This is a genomic window from Thermoactinomyces sp. CICC 10523 (assembly GCF_016055105.1).
GTDB lineage: Bacteria > Bacillota > Bacilli > Thermoactinomycetales > Thermoactinomycetaceae > Thermoactinomyces_A > Thermoactinomyces_A daqus.
The window spans coordinates 409113-428489 of record NZ_JAECVX010000001.1 but is presented as its reverse complement, the minus strand read 5'-3'; the positions used below and the strand labels follow the sequence as shown (position 1 = coordinate 428489).

The following is a 19377-nucleotide window of genomic DNA, read 5'->3' as shown; positions in this document are numbered from 1 at the left end:
TTCTGAATTTATATTTCTGTTGAAATAAAATAAAAGAGATGTTATGATACCGACACAAATTTACAGATAGAAAACGGATTCACATATGTGAATAAGGAGGTCCCATGTCCGTTAAATCGGCTGTTCGTGTACTGGAGATTTTTGAATTATTGCGGGATCACCCGCAAGGTTTGAATATAAAGGAAATTGCAAGCGCTTTATCCTTTCCGCAAAGCAGCACGTTTAATCTGGTGAAAACCCTTTATGAACACGGATATCTGTCGGCGACGGAGACAAAAAAGTACCGGCTCGGGCCGAAGTTGATCCAGCTGGGAACGAGCAGCATGGAATCGATGGATGTGTACCGGGAGGCAAAATGGCCGCTGGAACGGCTGGCCGAGCAAGTGGAGGAAACTGTTTTTATGGCGATTTTGTCGGGCGATGAAATGGTTTATGTCGCCAAAGAAGACAGCAACCGCTCCATTAAGACCAGTGCGCAGATCGGATCGCGCAAGCCGATGTATTGCACCGGTCTGGGCAAAGTGCTGTTGGCATATTTGCCGGAGGAAGAGCGAAACCGGATCCTGGACAAATCCGCGCTTCACCCCATTACGGAGAACACGGTGACCGACCGGGATGAACTGGACCGGCTGTTGATTCAGTATCGGGAGCAGGGTTACGCCGTTGACAATGAGGAGAATGAAGAGGGATTGTATTGCATCGCGGCCCCGGTTTTTGATGTCGCCGGACTGGTTTTTGCCGCAGTCAGTGTGGCCGGGCCGAAAGATCGCATTCGGAAGCGACATGATTTTATCGTGTTTCATTTGCTGAGCACGACCAGGGTGATTTCAAGAAATATGGGATATATCCCTTAAAGGGAGGTTGTGCAGTGGATGTTGTCACGATTGGGGAGACGATGGTTTTGTTCACTCCCCAAAATACCGGTTTGCTCCGTTATGCCAAGGATTTTTCGCTCAGTTTTGCCGGCGCGGAAAGCAATCTGGCCGTAGGGTTGGCCCGGCTCGGTCACCGGGTCGGCTGGATGAGCCAGGTCGGTCAGGATGAGTTTGGGGAGGCGATCCTTTCCTTTCTGCGCGGCGAGGGGGTGGATACCACACAGGTGAAAAAGCATCCGGCGGCACCCACGGGCCTGATGGTGAAGGAACCTCTGCACAGAAGGGAGTTGCGGGTCTATTATTACCGCAGCAACAGTGCAGCCAGCAAGATGGATGAATCGTTTTTAAACGAAGATTATCTCGCCGGAGCCAAATATCTGCACCTGACCGGCATCACGCCGGCGCTGAGCGGGAGTTGCCGGGCCATGGCGTTAAAAGCGGTTGAACTGGCGAAAAAACATGGTGTCAAGGTCGTGTTTGACCCCAATTACCGTTCCAAGTTGTGGGGAGAAGCTGAGGCGAAGGCCGCGTTGGGAGAGATCGCGGCTCAGGCGGATATCGTGTTGCCGGGGATAGAAGAAGGCGTCCTGCTGACCGGTGAATCCGGGCCGGAACGGATGGCCAGCCGCTTGCTGGAACGGGGAGCCGGGCTGGTGGTGGTAAAACTGGGGGCCAAAGGTGCGTTTTACGCATCCGCGGCCAATTCCGGTTATGTTGAGGGTTTTCCTGTCAAAGAAGTGGCCGATCCGGTTGGGGCGGGTGATGCCTTTGCTGCCGGTTTGCTGTCGGGTTTATTGGACGGTCTTTCTCTCGCGGAGGCGGTTCGCCGAGCTTGTGCGGTTGCGGCGCTGGCCGTTGAGGTAAGAGGGGATTTCGAGGGATTGCCACTGCGGGAGACGCTGATGCGGTTCATGAACCAATCCGGTCAGGATGTGCTGAGATAGGGGGGAGAATATGATTCTGAAGCAAATTGAGGAAAGCGGCATTATCGCCATTGTGCGCGGCCACCAACCGCAGGATGTTGAGTTGATCATCGGGGCATTGCGGGACGGCGGCATTCGCACGATTGAAATTACCATGGATACGCCGGGCGTATGTGAAGTGATCGAACGGGCGGCGAAGAAGTTTGCCGGTGAAATGCTGATTGGTGCCGGAACAGTGTTGGATCCCGAGTCGGCCCGGATGGCGCTTGCTGCGGGGGCTAGGTTTATCTTTTCCCCGTCCCTCAACCTGGAAACCATTCGCATGACAAAACGCTACGGGGCCATCAGCATCCCCGGGGTTTTCACCCCGACGGAAATGCTGACCGCGTTTGAACACGGGGCAGATGCTGTCAAAATTTTCCCTGCCAATGTGCTGGGACCGGCATACATCAAAGCAGTGCGTGATCCGCTGCCGCAAATTCCCGTCATTCCGACAGGCGGGGTGAATGAAGAAAATCTGTCTGCTTACATCAAAAGCGGTGCAATCGCTGTGGGGATTGGTGGCGCCTTGGTGAGGAAGACGCAAAAAGTGGATCGGGAGTACTTGGAAGAACTGACGCAAAAAGCGGCTCGTCTGGTTGAAAAGGGAAGAAGCGCGAGAGGGTAAAGCGGGGAGATGGAGGAGTGGGAATTTGAGAATTACCGGATATCAAACGTATTTGGTTCCGCCGCGCTGGCTTTTTTTAAAAATTGTAACCGATGAGGGAATCAGCGGATGGGGAGAGCCCGTGATCGAAGGGCGGGCCAGGACCGTCAAAGCGGCTGTCGACGAGCTTATGGGGTATTTGCTCGGCAAGGATCCCCTGAAAATCGAGGATCATTGGAACGTGATGTACCGCGGCGGATTTTATCGCGGAGGCCCGATTCTCATGAGTGCCATTGCCGGCATTGATCAAGCGTTATGGGATATCAAAGGCAAGTTTTACAATGCTCCGATCTATGAACTGATGGGCGGAGCCTGCCGGGAATCGATCCGTGTCTATTCCTGGATTGGCGGAGACCGCCCTGCCGATGTGGCCCGCGCTGCAAAGAAAGTGGTTGAGCGCGGTTTTACAGCCGTCAAGATGAACGCGACCGAGGAATTGCACTATATCGATTCATACGCGAAGGTGGAGCAAGTGATTGAACGGGTGGCCGGGGTTCGTGAAGAGGTGGGCAACGAAATCGGTATCGGGATCGATTTTCACGGTCGGGTGCACAAACCGATGGCCAAGCTTTTGGCCAAGGAACTGGAGCCGTTTCATCCGATGTTTATCGAGGAACCGGTTCTGCCAGAGAACAATGAGGCATTGAGGGAGATCACAGCCATTACCTCGATCCCGATTGCCACGGGCGAGCGGATGTTTTCCCGTTGGGATTTTAAAACAGTGCTGGCGAATGGTTATTGTGACATCATCCAGCCGGATCTCTCCCATGCCGGCGGAATCACTGAATGCAAAAAAATCGCCGCAATGGCCGAAGCATACGATGTGGCGCTTGCCCCCCATTGCCCGCTCGGCCCGATTGCACTGTCCGCTTGTCTGCAAGTGGACGCAACATCACATAATGCTTTTATTCAGGAACAAAGCCTGGGCATTCACTACAATCAAGGGAGTGACCTGTTGGATTATCTTGTTGACCAATCTGTTTTCGACTATAAAAACGGGTATGTCAAAATTCCGACAGGGGCTGGACTCGGCATTGAGATTAATGAGGAACAAGTGCGGAAAATGGCTGAAACCGGACATGATTGGAAAAATCCGGTTTGGCGCCACGATGATGGCAGTGTGGCCGAGTGGTAAAATTTTCGGGCAAACCAAAACAACATGTTCCATCCGGGGAAACATAACCTTATGGCGAGGAAAACCATAAGGTTTTTTTTGTTTGCATGATTTTATTTAAAAATGAGATTGACAGAGTTGATTTATGTGATTAATATTTATCTGTGCTAATATTTAATGCGCTTAAATAACGGCATCGGGGGAGTGAGTATGAAAATATCCGATGAGGAAACAATCACCCGTTTACAAATGCTGTTCCAATCGATCTTTAAGAAAATAGGAGCCGATGTCGCAGAGCAGTTATCCAAGACCGGATTGACCAAACCTCAGTTTATGATAATGCAATTTATCGGTCAACGGGAACATTGCCGGGTAACCGATATTGCCAACATCATGGAGGTGAAACCGAGCGCAATCACCCTGATGATCGACCGGTTGGTCTCGGCCGGCTGGGTGAACCGGAGAGAAGATCCGTCTGACAGGCGCGCGGTCGTAATTGAACTGACTGATGAAGGTAAAGACATTTTAGCGGAAGCGAAACAGAAATGCGATCGGTTAACCGCCGACTATCTGGCTTGTTTCAGCCGAGAGGAACTGGATTTGCTCATTCGGCTTTATGAGAAATTGGAACAAAGCGTATATGGAAGAGAAAGAAAGGATGTGAACGATGATGGAACATAAGCAAACGGAAAAACGAAAGACCTTGATCACCGGCCTGATCATTGCCATGTTGTTTGCTGCGTTGGATGGTACGATCGTGGGTACGGCAATGCCCCGGATCGTGGGTGAACTGGGCGGGCTTGATAAAATGGCCTGGCTGACGACCGCTTACTTGCTTACTTCGACCACGATTGTCCCGATTGCCGGAAAACTGGCCGATTTGATCGGGCGCAAAATCATCTACGTGACAGGATTGGTCATTTTTATCATCGGATCGGCGCTTTGCGGAACTGCAAATGATATGACCGGTCTGATCATCTACCGCGCCGTGCAGGGAATCGGCGGCGGAATTATGATGCCGATGGCGATGATTATTATCGGGGATTTGTTTACCGGAAAAGAGCGGGCCAAATGGCAGGGGGTTTTCGGTGCCCTGTACGGTTTGTCCTCTGTGATCGGACCTCAGGTGGGCGGATGGATTGTCGATTCGCTCAACTGGCGCTGGGTATTCTACATTAATCTGCCGGTGGGTTTGCTGGCCGTCCTGTTTATCTGGATGGGCTTGAAAGGGAAAAAAGTTTCCGGTCCGGTTCGGATTGACATCTGGGGGATGTTTACGATGGTCGTGGGCATCGTCAGCCTGTTGCTGGCTTTGTCCATCGGAGGAAAAAACTACGCCTGGGATTCGTGGCAAATTATCGGTCTCTTTGTCCTGGCGGTTGTAGCGCTTGGTGCTTTTGTATTGGTTGAGCGAAAAGCGGAGGAGCCGATCGTCCCCCTCTATCTGTTCAAAAACCGTACCTTTACCTTGCTGAATGCAGTTGGTTTCTTTATGGCAGTGGGGATGTTTGGCGCACTCACATTCATTCCCTTCTTCATGCAAGGGGTGATCGGTGTCAGTGCAACCACATCGGGAACAATCATGACTCCGATGATGATCACCATGATTATCTCCAGCATTATCGGCGGACGCCTTGTGCTGAAAATCGGGGTAAAACCGCAGTTGATCATCGGCATGGCCGTTATGGCTGCCGGATTTGTGATGATGACCTTCTTTGACCAGCATACGACAAAATTGTATGTAACGGGAGTGATGCTGGTTTCCGGTCTGGGACTGGGGCTTGTGATGCCGACGCTGACGCTGGCTTTGCAAGAGAGTTTCAGTAAGGAAGAGCTCGGAGTGGTGACCTCATCCAGCCAGTTCTTCCGTCAGATCGGAGGAACGATCGGGATTACCGTTCTCAATGCGGTCATGATCCAACGGGCCGGCGGGTTGCTCACAGACCGGTTGCTGCCTGCGATGCAAAAAATGCCTCCGCAGCTGGGACCGGTGCTGGGAAAATTTAAGGATATGATTGAGAACGATCCAAATGCGCTGCTTTCGATGCTGTTGAATCCGGATGCGTTGAAAAAATTGCCCGCATTTTTAACGGAATCCATGGTGCCGGTACTGAGAAGCACTCTGGTGGATTCCCTGCACAGCACGTTTGTCTGGGGATTGGTTCTGGTTCTTGCCGGTGGGCTGTTTGCCCTCTTTTTGAAACCGATTCGCCTGAGTGACCGTTCCGAAAAAGAGATCAAAAACGAACAAGTCGCTTGAGGAACGAATACGGCCCTGCCTGTGGAAAAAGGCAGGGCCGTTTTGTCATGTCCGGTTTAGCCATCTGTGCAAAAGTTTTACCACTTGGCAAAGGAGAGGATGTTTTTACGAATCCAAAAGCATAAATATCAACAAAACCATCAAATTGCACAACGCAATCAAAACAGCCGGAAACAATTCCGATTGAGAATCTAGATATCAATATTTGGAATGTTTTTGGAAATGGTCCGGTTTTTCTTTTTCTTCTTTATCCTGTCGGGAATTTCACCTAATTCCTGTTTATTCCAAAGTCGTGTCGAAGCTGAAAAGAAAAAAGCACAACTTTTTGTTTTTCCTCCTTTTTCATAGCAGCTTAATCTTCCGGTGATTTATAATTTTGCTAAATAAACTGATTTATAGCCAAATGTTAAAATCGATTATTTATAACGAATACATAGTGGAAAAGGATGATTTCCATGAATTTATTACCTAAGTGGCTGCAGGAATGGATTCATGATGTACGCTGGCATAAAACGGGATTTAGGTTATTGGATGAAACAACGTTGGATATGGAAATAGAGCGCTTTATCAATCGCGAAACAGATACGATTGCCTTTGCGCGTGCCGATGGATTCGTGGCGGGAGGAAACATCACCATTGCCTATAAGCCGTTGGATGAACACTGGATTTATGCCTCGTTTGATCTTTACCGGCCTGTGACGATCCCGATTGAAGCACGATTGGAGCAGCTTCTCCTTTTTTCCGAATTTTATGTGAAGCCGGGCCTGCTCCTCAAACAATCCCATGTATACCAGGACGTGATGACACGGGTTTTCGCCATGCGCCACAAACGGAAAATGACCGAGCTGCGTGAAGAACGGGCCAAAGTTTTTTCCTTGTTTGTCGGCTCCGGCCATTATGACGAGACCATGGTTTCATTGGAAAATTCATCGGTGTTTAATCCGTTTTTAGACCCGGAACTCATTACGATGGCTTCCGCGAGCGGCGGGGAAATTTCCCAATTTTATACCAAATACTCCGCATCCATCTTTTCTTTTTACCGCGTTCCGGCAGGGGAAAATAAAGGGAAGTTTTACGTGGTGATCAACTACCTTCCCTGTCCGTATACGGAAAATAAACAGTCTTATTTGGATGATTTGTATATTGAATCGAATCCTGCCTGCATATGCCCGACAGATGTGCCGGTCGACTGTCTCGCTGCTTTGGCTCACTTTCAATTCGGACGGTTAATGAGGCTGGAGGATTTGAAAAAAGAGGCGTTGCGTGGAGATTATCCTTTATTTATCGACTTTTTGCATTATTTAAGTTGTCCGTTTGCGCGAAAGGATTATCCTGATTTGGAAGAAGTGTTTCTCGATTTTGCCGGCTGCGGCCATCCGATGATCGAACAGGAAGTCCTGGAGTTGGCCAGGGTGAATGGATGGCGAAAATTGCTGAAAGCCAGCGGCAAGAGTTAAGTTGGCGAAATTGGCGAAATCCCCGGGCAGGTTCGTTGGCGCCGGGGATTATTGTTTATTTTGTGCGCAGAAACTCCGGCAAGTCAAAACAGGAGCGTAAAATCGATTCGTTGACGTACTTGGTCTCTTTATCAAAGTTCTTCACGACGAGATCCTTGTATTTCTTTGAACCGATGGTAAAGCTCCAAAAACCGCCGGGATAGGTTGGCACGGTTGCGATGTAGATTTTGCTGATCGGGAAAAGCTCTTCAATATGATGAACGGTCTGCTTCATCACTTCGCGGTGAAAGAGCGGGGACTGGCTTTGGCAGACCATGAGTCCGTCTTCCTTGAGTGCTTCACGGATATTTTCGTAAAAGCTGCGCTCAAATAATTGCTTGGCCGGGCCGATTGGGTCGGACGAGTCGACGATAATCACATCGTACGCATTTTTGTGTTGTTTAATGTATTCAATCCCGTCGTTGTAGATAAAATGAACACGGGGATCAGAAAGATTTCCGGATACGTCCTGGAGGTGTTCTTTGCAGACGCGGACCACCATTTCATCGATTTCGACCATATCAATTCGTTCCACTCCGCTGTATTTAGCCGCTTCACGTGCCGCTCCGCAATCTCCGCCGCCGATAATCAGTACGCGTTTGGGATCGGGATGAATGGAGAGCGGCACATGGGTAATCATTTCATTGTAAATATGACCGTCAAGCGAGGTGGTTTGAACCACACCGTCCAGGACGAGCATTCGTCCAAAATCGTATGAGTCCAGAATCATCACGTGTTGGAAATCGGATGGTGCTGCAAATATAATATCTTTGATCCGGTAACTGATTTTCATGTTTTCCCGTTCATCTTCAACCAGCCACCAGTCTTGCCCGATCTTTTGCAAGAATTTCGGCATCTCGTTCATGTGGAGACCTCCTTTATCACATAGAAGTGGGTGGTACCCTGCTACGAGAAACCATTTTATCAAAAGAGAAAGTCTGCTGACAAATCAGATGAACGGAAACACCTCTTTGAAAAGGGTTTATTTTCTATCGGCCTCGTGATTTGCTATAATGTAACGTAGCGATGTCTATGCAGGAAGGACTCAGTCGTCGAGGAAGAACTCATTTTTTCCCATCGTGATTCTTAATGTAAAGGTTAAAGGAGAGCTTCATGAATAAACATCAGTCCTTATCACCCGAGATTGTGAGTGAAATCGAATACCTTTTGCGTGAAATCAGTCAAATTGTCAAAAGAAAAGGCCGGGATATCCTGAATCATTTTCCCATCACCCCTCCTCAATTCACGGCGTTGATTTGGCTGAAAGATGAAGGAGACTTGACGATCGGTGAATTGAGCCAAAAGATGTTTCTGGCGTGCAGCACCATGACCGATTTGATCGACCGGATGGAGAAAAACGGCATGGTGGAACGGGTGCGGGATGACCGGGATCGCCGGGTCGTACGTATTCATCTCCTCGACAAAGGGCGGAAGATCATCGAGGAGGTGCTGGAAACGCGCCGCCAGTATCTGTCTGAAATTTTGTCGCATTTGAGTGATGACGAGGCGCTTGAAATTCAAAAACATTTATCCATTCTGCATGAGGAAATGAAAAAAGCTTAATCTTCCCCCCTCTCCTTGACTGGGAGAGGGGAGTCTTCGTTTTGTCCAGTGCATGGATGATTTTTTTACATATGATATGATGTTGAAGTTGATGCCATTTAAACAGAGAGGATGGCCGGAATTGATGAGAAGTGGAGAGGGAGAAACCATGAGCCGAGAGACAGAGGGGCGGGTAATCGGGATTCTGGATTCGGGTGTGGGCGGATTGACCGTGGCCCGGGAAGTGATGCGCCAGTTGCCCAGAGAAACGGTTTATTACCTCGGGGATACGAAGCGTTGTCCTTATGGCCCGCGTTCGGAGGACGAAGTGCGCCAGTTCACCATGGAAATCATCCAATTTTTGCTGCAGTTTCCGCTGAAAGCAATCTTAATCGCCTGCAATACGGCGACCGCCGCGGCATTGCGGATGGTTAAACAACATGTGAGCCTTCCCGTGCTGGGGGTGATCGAACCGGGAGCGCGCGCGGCCATCAAAGCGACCAAGACGGGGCGAATCGGAGTGATCGGAACCCAGGGGACGATTCAAAGCGGCGCTTACGAACAGACCCTGAAACGGATTCACCCGGGTTTGGAGGTTCACAGTTTGGCCTGTCCAACCCTGGCTCCGCTGGTGGAAAGCGGGTTGCACCAATCTGAAATGGCGGAACAGATTGTCGGTGAATCTTTGAAGCCCCTCAAAGGAACGGGGATTGACACCTTGATCTTGGGATGTACGCATTATCCCTTATTGACCGATGCGATTGGCAAAGTGATGGGGGATCAGGTGGAAATCATCAGTTCGGCGGAAGAGACTGCCGCGGAGCTGAGCACCATATTGCACCATCAGCAGTTGTTGTCGGAGAGGGAACATCCTTCCCATCGTTTTTTTACCACCGGGTCGCCGGAGACATTTGCTGAAATCGCCGCGGGTTGGTTCGGTTTTCCGGTTCCGGTGGAAACGGCGGAACTGGTACCGGTGGCCAACCCGTAATACCATCACACACCCGGAAGAGAATGACAAAAAAGATGTGCTAAATCCCTCCAATGCTCGTATACATGATAGTAGATGACTTGTCCTTGGAGGGATTTGCATGTTGAACAAGATGTTTCGCGCATCCGTCGTCTTGTTGCTGTTGCCGCTGGCCGTTACCGGTTGCACGTTCGGACCGGAAAAACACACATCCAGGCCGATCGACCCTCCGCCCGCAAACGCGAACCCCGTTGCGGCAAAACAAGCGGAAAGCCCGAAGGAAACGAGCAAGACCGAACTCTATTTTTTATCTGATTCCGGTTATGTCGTCCCTTATGCCTTAAATATTCCTTTATCGAAGGGGAGGGCGATCGCCCGGGATGCCTTGAGCCTCATGGTCAAGGGAGGGGCCGGGGAATCGATGATCCCGGACGGTTTTTCCCCGATCCTGCCAAAGGGGACACAGCTGAAAGGATTAAATATCCAGGATGGAACGGCGACCGTCGATTTTTCCAAAGAGTTTTTAAACTATGATCCCGGTCAGGAAGAAAAAATGTTGGAGGCGGTTACTTGGACGTTGACCGGTTTTCCGCAAGTAAAAGAAGTAAATATCTGGGTCGAGGGCAAACCCATCGCGGTAATGCCGAAGAAAAAGACACCGGCCCAGGGATTGACCAGGGAAAATCTGGGGATCAATCTGGAAGTGGCGGAAGGAACCGAGATGAATCGAAGCATGCCGGTCACCCTTTATTTCCTCGGCCAAACCCCTGATAACAAGGTTTATTACGTCCCGGTCACAAGAATGGTCAATGAGACGTCAAATGCAGCGGAGGTCACCATCAAAGAACTGATCAAGGGACCGCGGCAGGATGCCGATTTGAGCGGAGCTTTGGACTCCGATACCGAGGTAAACAAAATACAGGTAAAAGGGGACACGGTCTTTGCCGATTTTGGCGAGCAATTGCTCGAATATGGGAACCGGTCGGCTTCTAAAGACGCGCTGCAAACCATTGTTCTTTCATTAACGGAAAATACCGGTTATAAAAAGGTAAAACTGAGTGTAAACGGAAAGCAAAACATCATGGCGGCCGGTGAAAAAGATTTGCTTGATCAGCCGGTCACACGTCCGAAATTCGTAAACCCTCAGTCACTTTAAATAAGAAAAAACGGCAAACGATAAGTGTTGAGGGACGGATGCAATTCATCTCTTGACGGTTCGTTTGCGGGCAACTCCGGGATGATCACGTAATCATCCTTTTTTCTTTTCTTTATTCGGAAATTGAACCAAGGGTATGCTATACTTAAGGGACTTGGCACAGGAGGGTGACATCATTGAGAGTAGATGGTCGCGCATATGATGAATTGAGAAAAGTATCGATGGAAAAAGATTTTATTAAAACAGCGGAAGGTTCTGTTTACATAACTGTGGGGGACACGCGCGTCATTTGTACTGCCACTTTGGAAGACCGGGTTCCCCCGTTTTTGCGAAACTCCGGCAAGGGCTGGATCACGGCCGAGTATTCGATGTTGCCCCGCGCGACGCAGACACGGACCATTCGTGAAGCGAGCAAGGGGAAATTGAGCGGGCGCACGATGGAGATTCAACGTTTAATCGGGCGCGCTCTTCGTTCGGTCGTCGATCTGGAAGCACTCGGCGAACGGACGTTGTGGCTGGATTGCGATGTGATTCAAGCCGACGGAGGGACGCGGACTGCTTCGATCACCGGTGCTTTTGTCGCCATGGTTTCGGCCCTTGCCCCGCTGGTGAGAAACGGGACGTTGAAATCCCTGCCGGTCAAAGACTTTTTGGCTGCTACAAGCGTCGGCGTGATCGGGGAACATGCCTGCCTCGACTTGTGCTATGAGGAAGATTCGTCTGCGATTGTCGATATGAATATCGTGATGACGGGCTCCGGTCAGTATGTGGAAATTCAGGGAACAGGTGAAGAAACGCCGTTTTCCGCCGAGCAGCTTGCCGAATTGCTCTCCCTCGGCCAAAAAGGAACGTCGGAACTGATCCGCCTGCAAAAAGAGATTTTGGGAGAAGATGCCGAGCTGGTCGGAGCAGCCCAAGTCAAAAAAGAGGCTTCGGAAAAAGTGTAAAAATGGCGTACAGCAACTGCCGCTTGCCCATGACGAACCCGTTCATGGGCATTTCCATGTTTGATGCGGGAGGAAACAACATGAAAAAACGCTGGGTTTATCCTCACATTACCATCGCCACCGGAAATAAAAATAAGCTGAAACAATTTGCCGAACTGTTTGCCAAACATCTCGGGCTTGAGGTTAAAGGTTTGGCCGATTATCCTGATATGCCGGAGATTGTGGAAGATTGCGACACGTTTGAAGGAAACGCGATCAAAAAAGCGGAGACCATATCCCGAATGTTAAATATTCCGGTAGTGTCCGATGATTCCGGGCTGGTCGTTCCCGCCTTGGGAGGGGAGCCGGGTGTTTACTCGGCACGTTACTCCGGACCGGGAGCGACGGATGAACAGAACAACCTCAAGCTCCTGGGCAAGATCCAAGCCATACCGCCCGAGCGAAGAGAAGGGTTTTATGTCTGCGCGATGGCCCTGGCCGTTCCGGGAGAAAAGACCGAAGTGGTCCGCGGGGAATGCCGGGGAAAAATCACAGACCAACCGCGCGGAGAATGGGGTTTCGGTTATGATCCTCTGTTTTACTTCCCCGAAAAAGGGAAAACGATGGCGGAACTGACAAATGAAGAGAAATTTGCATTCAGCCACAGGGCCAGGGCGACTGAAAAATTGATCACCTTATTGAAAGAGCGTTATCTGTTTTCATGAACATTGCCGACAGGAGGTTGATGTCCGGATGAAAGTCCTCATTGTCAGCGACTCCCACGGGAAAGGAAAATTGCTGAATCAGATTGTGGAGCGCGTCAAGGCGGATCATGTGATCCATTGCGGCGATTTTTGCACAGACGAGAAACAGCTGCCCGCTTGCTCGTTAACCGTGGTTCGTGGAAATTGCGATTGGGAACAGGTTCCCATGGAACAGATCTGGAAGCGGGACAGCCTCACGTTTTTTGTGACACACGGGCATCGTTATCAGGTGAAAACCACTCCGCTGCCTGTTCGCTACCGGGCACAAGAGCTTGGAGCGCAGATCGCCTGTTTTGGTCATTCTCACTTTCCCTTTTGCGAAAAGGTGGGAGACGTATTGCTGATTAACCCGGGAAGCATTACCCTTCCGCGCGGTTTTCCCTTTCCGACCTATGCTGTGCTCACAAAAGAAAAAGATCTGTTGACTGTCACTTATTACAAGACGGACGGCACACCGACCCGCCAGCGCGGCTTTAAGGGACGTCTGGACTGAATAAAAACGAGGAGCAGGGCAAATCCTGCTCCGCCTCTCTCACGGTAATGACTTCGTTTCGATTTTTTGCAATAACTGGTTTGATTGCCTGTAAAAATTAAAAAATGGGTCTTGACGAAATGTATTGGTTTGGTATATGATGATTTTGCTATCGCAATCAACAAGTTGTGTCCCAGTAGCTCAGCTGGATAGAGCAGCGGCCTTCTAAGCCGTCGGTCGGGAGTTCGAATCTCTCCTGGGACGCCAAAACATGTCGCTTAAAAACGCCTGTCTTGATCGATTCGGTTAAGGGAGGCGTTTTTTCGTGCTGGTGTTATTTCCGGTTTTCACTCAAAGATCCGGGTTACTGGCCTGCGATGCATTCTTTCAGCTGATTTGGGCAAACGTTATATTTTTTAATGGTCTGAAAATAAAATCAAATCGAATGAGGGTGAATCGTGTGGCGGTGATTGCCGCGATGTTGGTGCTTGGTTCCGGTTTGGTCCATTCTCTGTGGAATCTCTTTGCGAAAAAGAGTATCAATAAGAATGCTTTTCTGTGGTACTGTCAGTGGGTGGCGATCGTTCTCTTTTTTCCATGGGCGATTTTGGACAACGGCGGTTTGCCGGACCAGAAGACGGCGTATCTCTTTCTTTTGATGTCCATGTTATTGCACGGGCTGTATGTCGTATTGCTGGCAAAAACCTATACCATCGGGGATTTGTCCCTGGCTTACCCTGTTATGAGAGGAACAAGCCCTTTATTGGTCCCCGTCATCGGTACTCTTTTTTTGCATGAAAGCCTCTCTGCCGGGAGCTGGATCGGTTTGGGGTTTATTCTGTTTGGGATCATGTTCCTCGGTGGCAGAGGAGGGAAAAAGAATTCGGATCATCCGCTGAAGGCCATATTGCTGTCTTTGGGAGTCGGTGTCTGCATTGCTGCTTACATCATTGTCGACAAGCTGACTTTAACTTATCTTTCACCTGTATTTTTAAATATGGCGACGAATGTCGGGAATATGCTTGCGCTGTCCCCGGTGATCATCAGACCTGACGAACTGAAAAAGGAATGGGTTGCCAACCGGAAGACGATTTTGCTGGGAGGAATCTTGGCTCCGGGAGGATATCTCCTGTTTTTGTTTGCCTTGTCCCTGGCGGAGGTGGCACAACTGGCCCCGATGAGAGAAATCGGCACGGTTTTCGGCACGGTTCTCGGGATCCTCGTTCTCCGTGAACGGCATGGTTTGCGGCGGATGGCAGGGTCGGCCATGATTACCCTGGGAGTGATCATGCTCGGGGTCTGGGGATAAATCTGATTTTGGGAGTTGTTGGTGCTTTACACCTGGGTGTGCATGGTTTAACATAGAAGCAGTTGCTTTCATACATAGTGAGTGAAGCATGGTCCCCCGGGCGGGATTTTTTCCTGTGGCAGGGCTCTTTCTTGCAAAGTGTTATCGCTGTGTTATAATGAAAGGGTTATTGCGGGAATAGCTTAGAATCGGACTGATTCATCTTAATTTATAGATTGACGCAGGAGGTTACCGTTGATGAAGGCAAGTTGGGAAAAAACTGAAAAAAATCAGGGTGTTTTGACTGTAGAAACCGATGAAAAAACAGTTGCGGAAGCATTGGATCAGGCATTTAAAAAAGTAGTGAAAAAAGTAAGTGTGCCAGGATTCCGGAAAGGAAAAGTTCCCCGTCCCATTTTCGAAAAGCGTTTCGGTGTGGAAGCTCTTTACCAGGATGCGCTCGACATCCTGCTCCCGGAAGCTTATGAAGCTGCGGTAAAAGAAACGGGAATCGAGCCGGTGGATCGTCCGGAAATCGACATTGAGCAATTGGAAAAAGGGAAATCTTTGATTTTCAAGGCGACCGTTACGGTAAAACCCGAAGTCAAACTGGGTGAATACAAAGGATTGGAAGTCGAAGAAAAAGACTTCTCCGTAAAACCGGAAGATGTGGATGCCGAACTGGAACGCATGCAAAAACAGCAAGGCCAGCTTGAAGCGATTGAAGACGGTGCGGTGGAAAAAGGCGACCGGGTGATCATCGATTTCGAAGGCTTTGTTGACGGAGAAGCTTTTGAAGGCGGAAAAGCGGAAAAATACACGCTCGAAGTGGGTTCCGGCACGTTTATCCCCGGTTTCGAAGATCAGCTGATCGGCATGAAGCCCGGTGAAGAAAAAGATGTGGAAGTAACATTCCCGGAAGATTACCACGCCAAAGAACTGGCCGGCAAACCGGCGGTATTCAAAGTGAAACTGCATGAGATCAAACGCCTTAACCTTCCGGAACTGGATGATGAATTCGCACAGGATGTAAGCGAATTTGATACATTGGCAGAATTGAAAGCCGATATCGAGAAAAACCTGAACGAAAAAGCGCAACAAGAGAAAGAAAATTACATTCGCAACGAACTCGTGGAATTGGCGGCCAAAAATGCCGAAATCGAGATTCCGCAAGTGATGATTGACCATGAAGTGGAGCATATGCTTCGCGACTTTGAGCAACGTTTGATGTACCAAGGTCTCAATCTGGAAATGTACGCCCAATTCACCGGACAGGATCAGGATGCCTTAAAAGAACAGTTCAAGGAAGATGCTGAAAAACGAGTTCGTGCCAACCTCGTGCTGGAAGCGATTGCCGCAGCTGAAAAAATCGAAGTGACGGAAGATGAGATCGAACAGGAAATCAAAACGATGGCCGAGCAAATGGGTCGCGAGTTGGAAGAGGTTCGCAAACTCGTCGAACAACAAGGCGTCATTGATTCCGTGAAAGAACAACTTCGCGTGAAGAAAACGATCGATCTACTTGTATCTAACAGTAAAAATAAGGCATAATGGTTATAGGAGAGCAAAAAACGGGGCACGTGAAAAACGTGCCTTGTTTTTAAAATAAGAAGCTCCGAAATGAGGTGTTTTCGATGCCTTTGGTGCCAATGGTCGTGGAACAAACGAACCGTGGAGAACGGGCATATGATATCTATTCCCGTTTGCTGAAAGACCGGATCATCTTTCTGGGAGGCCCGATTGACGACAACATTGCCAATTTGGTAGTTGCGCAAATGCTCTTTTTGAGTGCGGAAGACCCAGAGAAAGACATTCATTTGTACATAAATTCTCCCGGCGGATCTGTAACGGCTGGAATGGCGATTTTTGACACGATGAACCATATCGGCCCCGATGTTTCCACCATTTGTGTCGGGCTTGCCGCCAGCATGGGCGCTTTTCTTCTCGCCGCCGGTACGAAAGGGAAACGTTTTGCCCTGCCCAACAGCGAAGTGATGATTCACCAGCCGCTGGGTGGTGCGCGCGGGCAGGCATCGGACATAAAAATCCACGCTGACTGGATTTTGCGGACCAAAGATCAGATCAACCGCATTTTGGCGGAGCGCACAGGACAACCACTGGAAAAGATCGCCCGGGATACCGATCGCGATTTCTTCATGACCGCACAGCAAGCAAAGGAGTACGGGATTGTCGACAAGGTGATGACGACCAGTGGAAAGGGGTGAGAGAGTTGTTCAAATTTAACGAAGAAAAAGGACAACTAAAATGCTCGTTTTGCGGAAAATCTCAGGACCAGGTGAGAAAATTGGTCGCCGGTCCGGGTGTATATATCTGCGATGAATGTATTGAACTGTGCAATGAGATCGTGGAGGAAGAATTGGGCAACGAAGAGGAAATCGATCTGCAAAATCTGCCCAAGCCACAAGAAATCTGCAACATTCTCGATCAGTATGTGATCGGGCAGGATAAGGCCAAAAAGGCGCTTTCCGTAGCCGTTTACAATCATTACAAACGGATTAACTCTTCTCAGAAAGCCGATGATGTGGAACTTTCCAAAAGCAACATCCTGATGGTCGGTCCGACGGGGAGCGGGAAAACTCTGTTGGCGCAAACCCTTGCCCGCATCTTGAATGTTCCGTTTGCGATTGCCGATGCCACTTCGCTTACCGAAGCGGGTTATGTCGGTGAAGATGTGGAGAATATCCTGCTCAAGCTGATCCAAGCTGCCGACTATGACATCGAAAAAGCGGAGCGCGGGATCATCTACATCGACGAGATTGACAAAGTGGCCCGCAAGTCGGAGAATCCGTCAATCACCCGTGACGTTTCCGGCGAAGGAGTTCAACAGGCTCTGCTCAAAATTCTGGAAGGCACGGTGGCCAGCGTTCCCCCGCAAGGTGGGCGCAAACATCCGCATCAGGAATTTATCCAAATCGACACCAGCAACATTTTGTTTATCTGTGGCGGAGCATTTGATGGTCTGGAAACGATCATCAAGCGCCGGATCGGCAAAAAGGTAATCGGCTTTGGCATGGATCATCAGAGCGTCAACATGAAACCGGGCGAATTCTTGAAATTGGTATTGCCTGAAGACTTGCTGAAGTTCGGTTTGATTCCGGAGTTCGTCGGACGGCTGCCGGTGATCTCCGCACTGGAACCGCTTGATGAGACGGCGTTGGTTCGCATTTTGACCGAACCGAAAAACGCGCTTGTGAAACAGTACCAAAAACTTCTCGAAATGGACAACGTCGAGTTGAAATTTGAGACGGAAGCGCTGGAAGCAATCGCTCAGGAAGCGATCAAAAGGAAAACAGGTGCGCGCGGATTGCGGGCCATCATCGAGACCATTATGCTTGATGTCATGTTTGAGCTTCCTTCCCGCGAAGATGTTCTTCAGTGCCAAATTACCAAAGATACCGTCTTGCATGGTGTGCCGCCCAAATTGATGACAAAGGAAGGCCGCGTCATCAACAGCAAAAAAGAAGAGACGGCGTAACGAAATTGTTGGCATCTGCCGGGATTGGGCGGATGCTTTTTTCTTTCGTTCATGGTATGTTAAAATGTAGTGGTTTCAGGTCAAATCATGAGCAGTTCTCCGGCAAAGCGGCAGAGCTGCTCTTTCGGTTAACAAAGAGGTGGAATTTTGCATGCTACAAGTATCGGTTATTGATCGAGACCATTATTTAAATTTTGTGGAGACAGAGCCTTATAGAAACTTTCTGCAATATCCCTCATGGGCCGATTTGAAGGCAGAATGGAAATGGGCCAGCGAGTTGTTGGGATGGTTTACCGGGGACGGACAGATGGTTGGCGGAGCGCTTGTCCTTTATCGGAAAGTGCCGGGATTAAACAAATTTTTGGCATACATACCGCGGGGACCGATGATCGATTGGTTCTCCAATCGCAAATTGAGCGAATGGTTTGAGCCTCTTCTCAGCCATTTAAAACAACGCCATGTTTTTACTGTGAAGATGGACCCGCCGCTCGTGCGAAAGAAGTGGTCCAGCCAAACGATCATGCAAGCGATTCAGGAGTTTCAGTCACATGGATTAAAAAACCGAAAATTGACCGATATTCGACCTGATCAGATCTTTAATGATGTGGAATATGTACAGCAGGAATTGGCCGAACTCGGCTGGAGAAAAAATGAAGGACAGGACAGTTTTGATACGGTTCAGCCGCAATTTGTCTTTCGTTTAAACATGAGGGGAAAATCCTTGGAACAAGTCTATTCTGGATTTTATCCCGCATGGCAAAACAAGATTCATCAAGCGGAACAGGAAGGAATTCATGTTTACCTGGGAACCGAAGAGGATTTGCCGCAATTTCACCATTTGCTGCGAATCACAGCAGAGCGGGAAAAATCTCAGGTGCGGGGTCTTTCCTATTTCGAAAGAATGTTTGAAACCCTGATTATGGAGAATCCTTACCGCGTGCGCCTGTACTTGGCCCGCTTGGGTGAGAGAATCTTGAGTGCCTCCCTCGCGGTCAGGGTAAACGGGCACACTTGGGACCTCTATAATGCCCGTCACGGCGAATCGCTCGCGGATCCGGCCAGTGTTTATCTGCGCTGGAAGATGATTCAGGATGCTTATCAGCAGGGGGATCGCCTCTTTGATTTCCGTGGAATCAGCACCGTTTTGGACGAAAATAACCCCTTGTTTGAATTATTGCATTTTAAGTTGGGTTTCGGCGGGGAAGCTTGTGAATTGGTCGGAGAATGGGATTATCCGGTTATTCCGATGTTGTATTGGGCTTTTGATATGTATATGAAAAAAAGATAAAGCTGCTGGTTCATTTTGGCTTGGCCCGAACGGATGATTATCCCCCTTTCCTGACGGTCATAATACAAGATAAAGTATTGGACTTTGCAGGAACAGGAAAG

General features: G+C 49.3%; 19 protein-coding genes and 1 tRNA gene. 19 read left to right on the top strand and 1 reads right to left on the bottom strand.

Annotation, left to right across the window (positions count from 1 at the left end; genetic code table 11):
- The first annotated feature begins 104 nt into the window (after positions 1–104).
- The 7 genes from I8U19_RS02190 to I8U19_RS02160 all read left to right on the top strand — a co-directional run bounded on the left by I8U19_RS02190 (position 105) and on the right by I8U19_RS02160 (position 7335).
- The gene (locus tag I8U19_RS02190; protein ID WP_033099261.1) at positions 105–854 is read left to right on the top strand and encodes an IclR family transcriptional regulator; all 750 of its coding nucleotides are present in this window, start codon (positions 105–107) and stop codon (positions 852–854) included.
- Positions 855–868: 14 nt separating this feature from the next.
- Positions 869–1819 (top strand): sugar kinase, encoded by a 951-nt coding sequence (locus I8U19_RS02185; RefSeq protein ID WP_198055052.1) that lies wholly within the window; start codon positions 869–871, stop codon positions 1817–1819.
- 10 nt (positions 1820–1829) lie between these two features.
- Complete coding sequence (locus I8U19_RS02180; RefSeq protein ID WP_033099259.1) at positions 1830–2465, top strand: bifunctional 4-hydroxy-2-oxoglutarate aldolase/2-dehydro-3-deoxy-phosphogluconate aldolase; 636 nt, start codon at positions 1830–1832, stop codon at positions 2463–2465.
- A 25-nt stretch (positions 2466–2490) separates the two neighbouring features.
- Entirely contained in the window at positions 2491–3639 is a 1149-nt protein-coding gene (dgoD, locus tag I8U19_RS02175; protein ID WP_198055051.1) for a galactonate dehydratase, read from the top strand.
- 189 nt (positions 3640–3828) lie between these two features.
- Positions 3829–4299: a MarR family winged helix-turn-helix transcriptional regulator gene (locus tag I8U19_RS02170; RefSeq protein WP_033099257.1), complete on the top strand. Its 471-nt coding sequence runs from the start codon at positions 3829–3831 to the stop codon at positions 4297–4299.
- The gene (locus I8U19_RS02165) at positions 4289–5878 is read left to right on the top strand and encodes an MDR family MFS transporter (protein ID WP_198055142.1); all 1590 of its coding nucleotides are present in this window, start codon (positions 4289–4291) and stop codon (positions 5876–5878) included. Before I8U19_RS02170 ends, I8U19_RS02165 begins: the two co-directional genes overlap by 11 nt.
- A 455-nt stretch (positions 5879–6333) precedes the next feature.
- On the top strand, positions 6334–7335 hold the full coding sequence (locus tag I8U19_RS02160) for a hypothetical protein (RefSeq protein WP_198055050.1): 1002 nt from the start codon (positions 6334–6336) through the stop codon (positions 7333–7335).
- Between the two features lie 55 nt (positions 7336–7390).
- On the opposite strand, the gene speE is transcribed toward I8U19_RS02160, so the two are convergent.
- Positions 7391–8239: a polyamine aminopropyltransferase gene (speE, locus tag I8U19_RS02155; RefSeq protein ID WP_198055049.1), complete on the bottom strand. Its 849-nt coding sequence runs from the start codon at positions 8237–8239 to the stop codon at positions 7391–7393.
- A gap of 248 nt (positions 8240–8487) precedes the next feature.
- Here speE and I8U19_RS02150 point away from each other — a divergent pair, with 248 nt between their 5' ends.
- The 12 genes from I8U19_RS02150 (at position 8488) to I8U19_RS02095 (ending at position 19276) form a co-directional block, all read left to right on the top strand.
- Positions 8488–8937, top strand: a complete 450-nt coding sequence (locus tag I8U19_RS02150) for a MarR family winged helix-turn-helix transcriptional regulator (protein ID WP_033099254.1) — start codon at positions 8488–8490, stop codon at positions 8935–8937.
- A 148-nt stretch (positions 8938–9085) separates the two neighbouring features.
- Entirely contained in the window at positions 9086–9907 is an 822-nt protein-coding gene (gene racE, locus I8U19_RS02145; RefSeq protein WP_198055048.1) for a glutamate racemase, read from the top strand.
- Positions 9908–10007: 100 nt separating this feature from the next.
- Positions 10008–11042 carry a GerMN domain-containing protein gene (locus tag I8U19_RS02140; protein WP_033099253.1) on the top strand — a complete coding sequence of 345 codons (1035 nt, stop codon included), beginning with the start codon at positions 10008–10010 and terminating at the stop codon, positions 11040–11042.
- Between the two features lie 176 nt (positions 11043–11218).
- Positions 11219–11989, top strand: coding sequence for a ribonuclease PH (rph, locus tag I8U19_RS02135; protein ID WP_198055047.1), 771 nt, complete (start codon positions 11219–11221; stop codon positions 11987–11989).
- Between the two features lie 80 nt (positions 11990–12069).
- Positions 12070–12693, top strand: coding sequence for an XTP/dITP diphosphatase (locus I8U19_RS02130; protein WP_198055046.1), 624 nt, complete (start codon positions 12070–12072; stop codon positions 12691–12693).
- 28 nt (positions 12694–12721) lie between these two features.
- Positions 12722–13225: a metallophosphoesterase family protein gene (locus I8U19_RS02125; protein ID WP_033099251.1), complete on the top strand. Its 504-nt coding sequence runs from the start codon at positions 12722–12724 to the stop codon at positions 13223–13225.
- A 169-nt stretch (positions 13226–13394) separates the two neighbouring features.
- Positions 13395–13471 (top strand) — tRNA-Arg (locus tag I8U19_RS02120).
- 184 nt (positions 13472–13655) lie between these two features.
- Positions 13656–14513 (top strand): DMT family transporter, encoded by an 858-nt coding sequence (locus I8U19_RS02115; RefSeq protein ID WP_198055045.1) that lies wholly within the window; start codon positions 13656–13658, stop codon positions 14511–14513.
- A 237-nt stretch (positions 14514–14750) separates the two neighbouring features.
- Positions 14751–16043: a trigger factor gene (gene tig, locus I8U19_RS02110; protein ID WP_033099250.1), complete on the top strand. Its 1293-nt coding sequence runs from the start codon at positions 14751–14753 to the stop codon at positions 16041–16043.
- Between the two features lie 83 nt (positions 16044–16126).
- Positions 16127–16717: an ATP-dependent Clp endopeptidase proteolytic subunit ClpP gene (clpP, locus tag I8U19_RS02105; protein ID WP_033099249.1), complete on the top strand. Its 591-nt coding sequence runs from the start codon at positions 16127–16129 to the stop codon at positions 16715–16717.
- Positions 16718–16722: 5 nt separating this feature from the next.
- Positions 16723–17988, top strand: a complete 1266-nt coding sequence (gene clpX, locus I8U19_RS02100; protein WP_198055044.1) for an ATP-dependent protease ATP-binding subunit ClpX — start codon at positions 16723–16725, stop codon at positions 17986–17988.
- Positions 17989–18139: 151 nt separating this feature from the next.
- Positions 18140–19276, top strand: coding sequence for a lipid II:glycine glycyltransferase FemX (locus I8U19_RS02095; RefSeq protein WP_198055043.1), 1137 nt, complete (start codon positions 18140–18142; stop codon positions 19274–19276).
- The last annotated feature ends 101 nt before the right edge of the window (positions 19277–19377 follow it).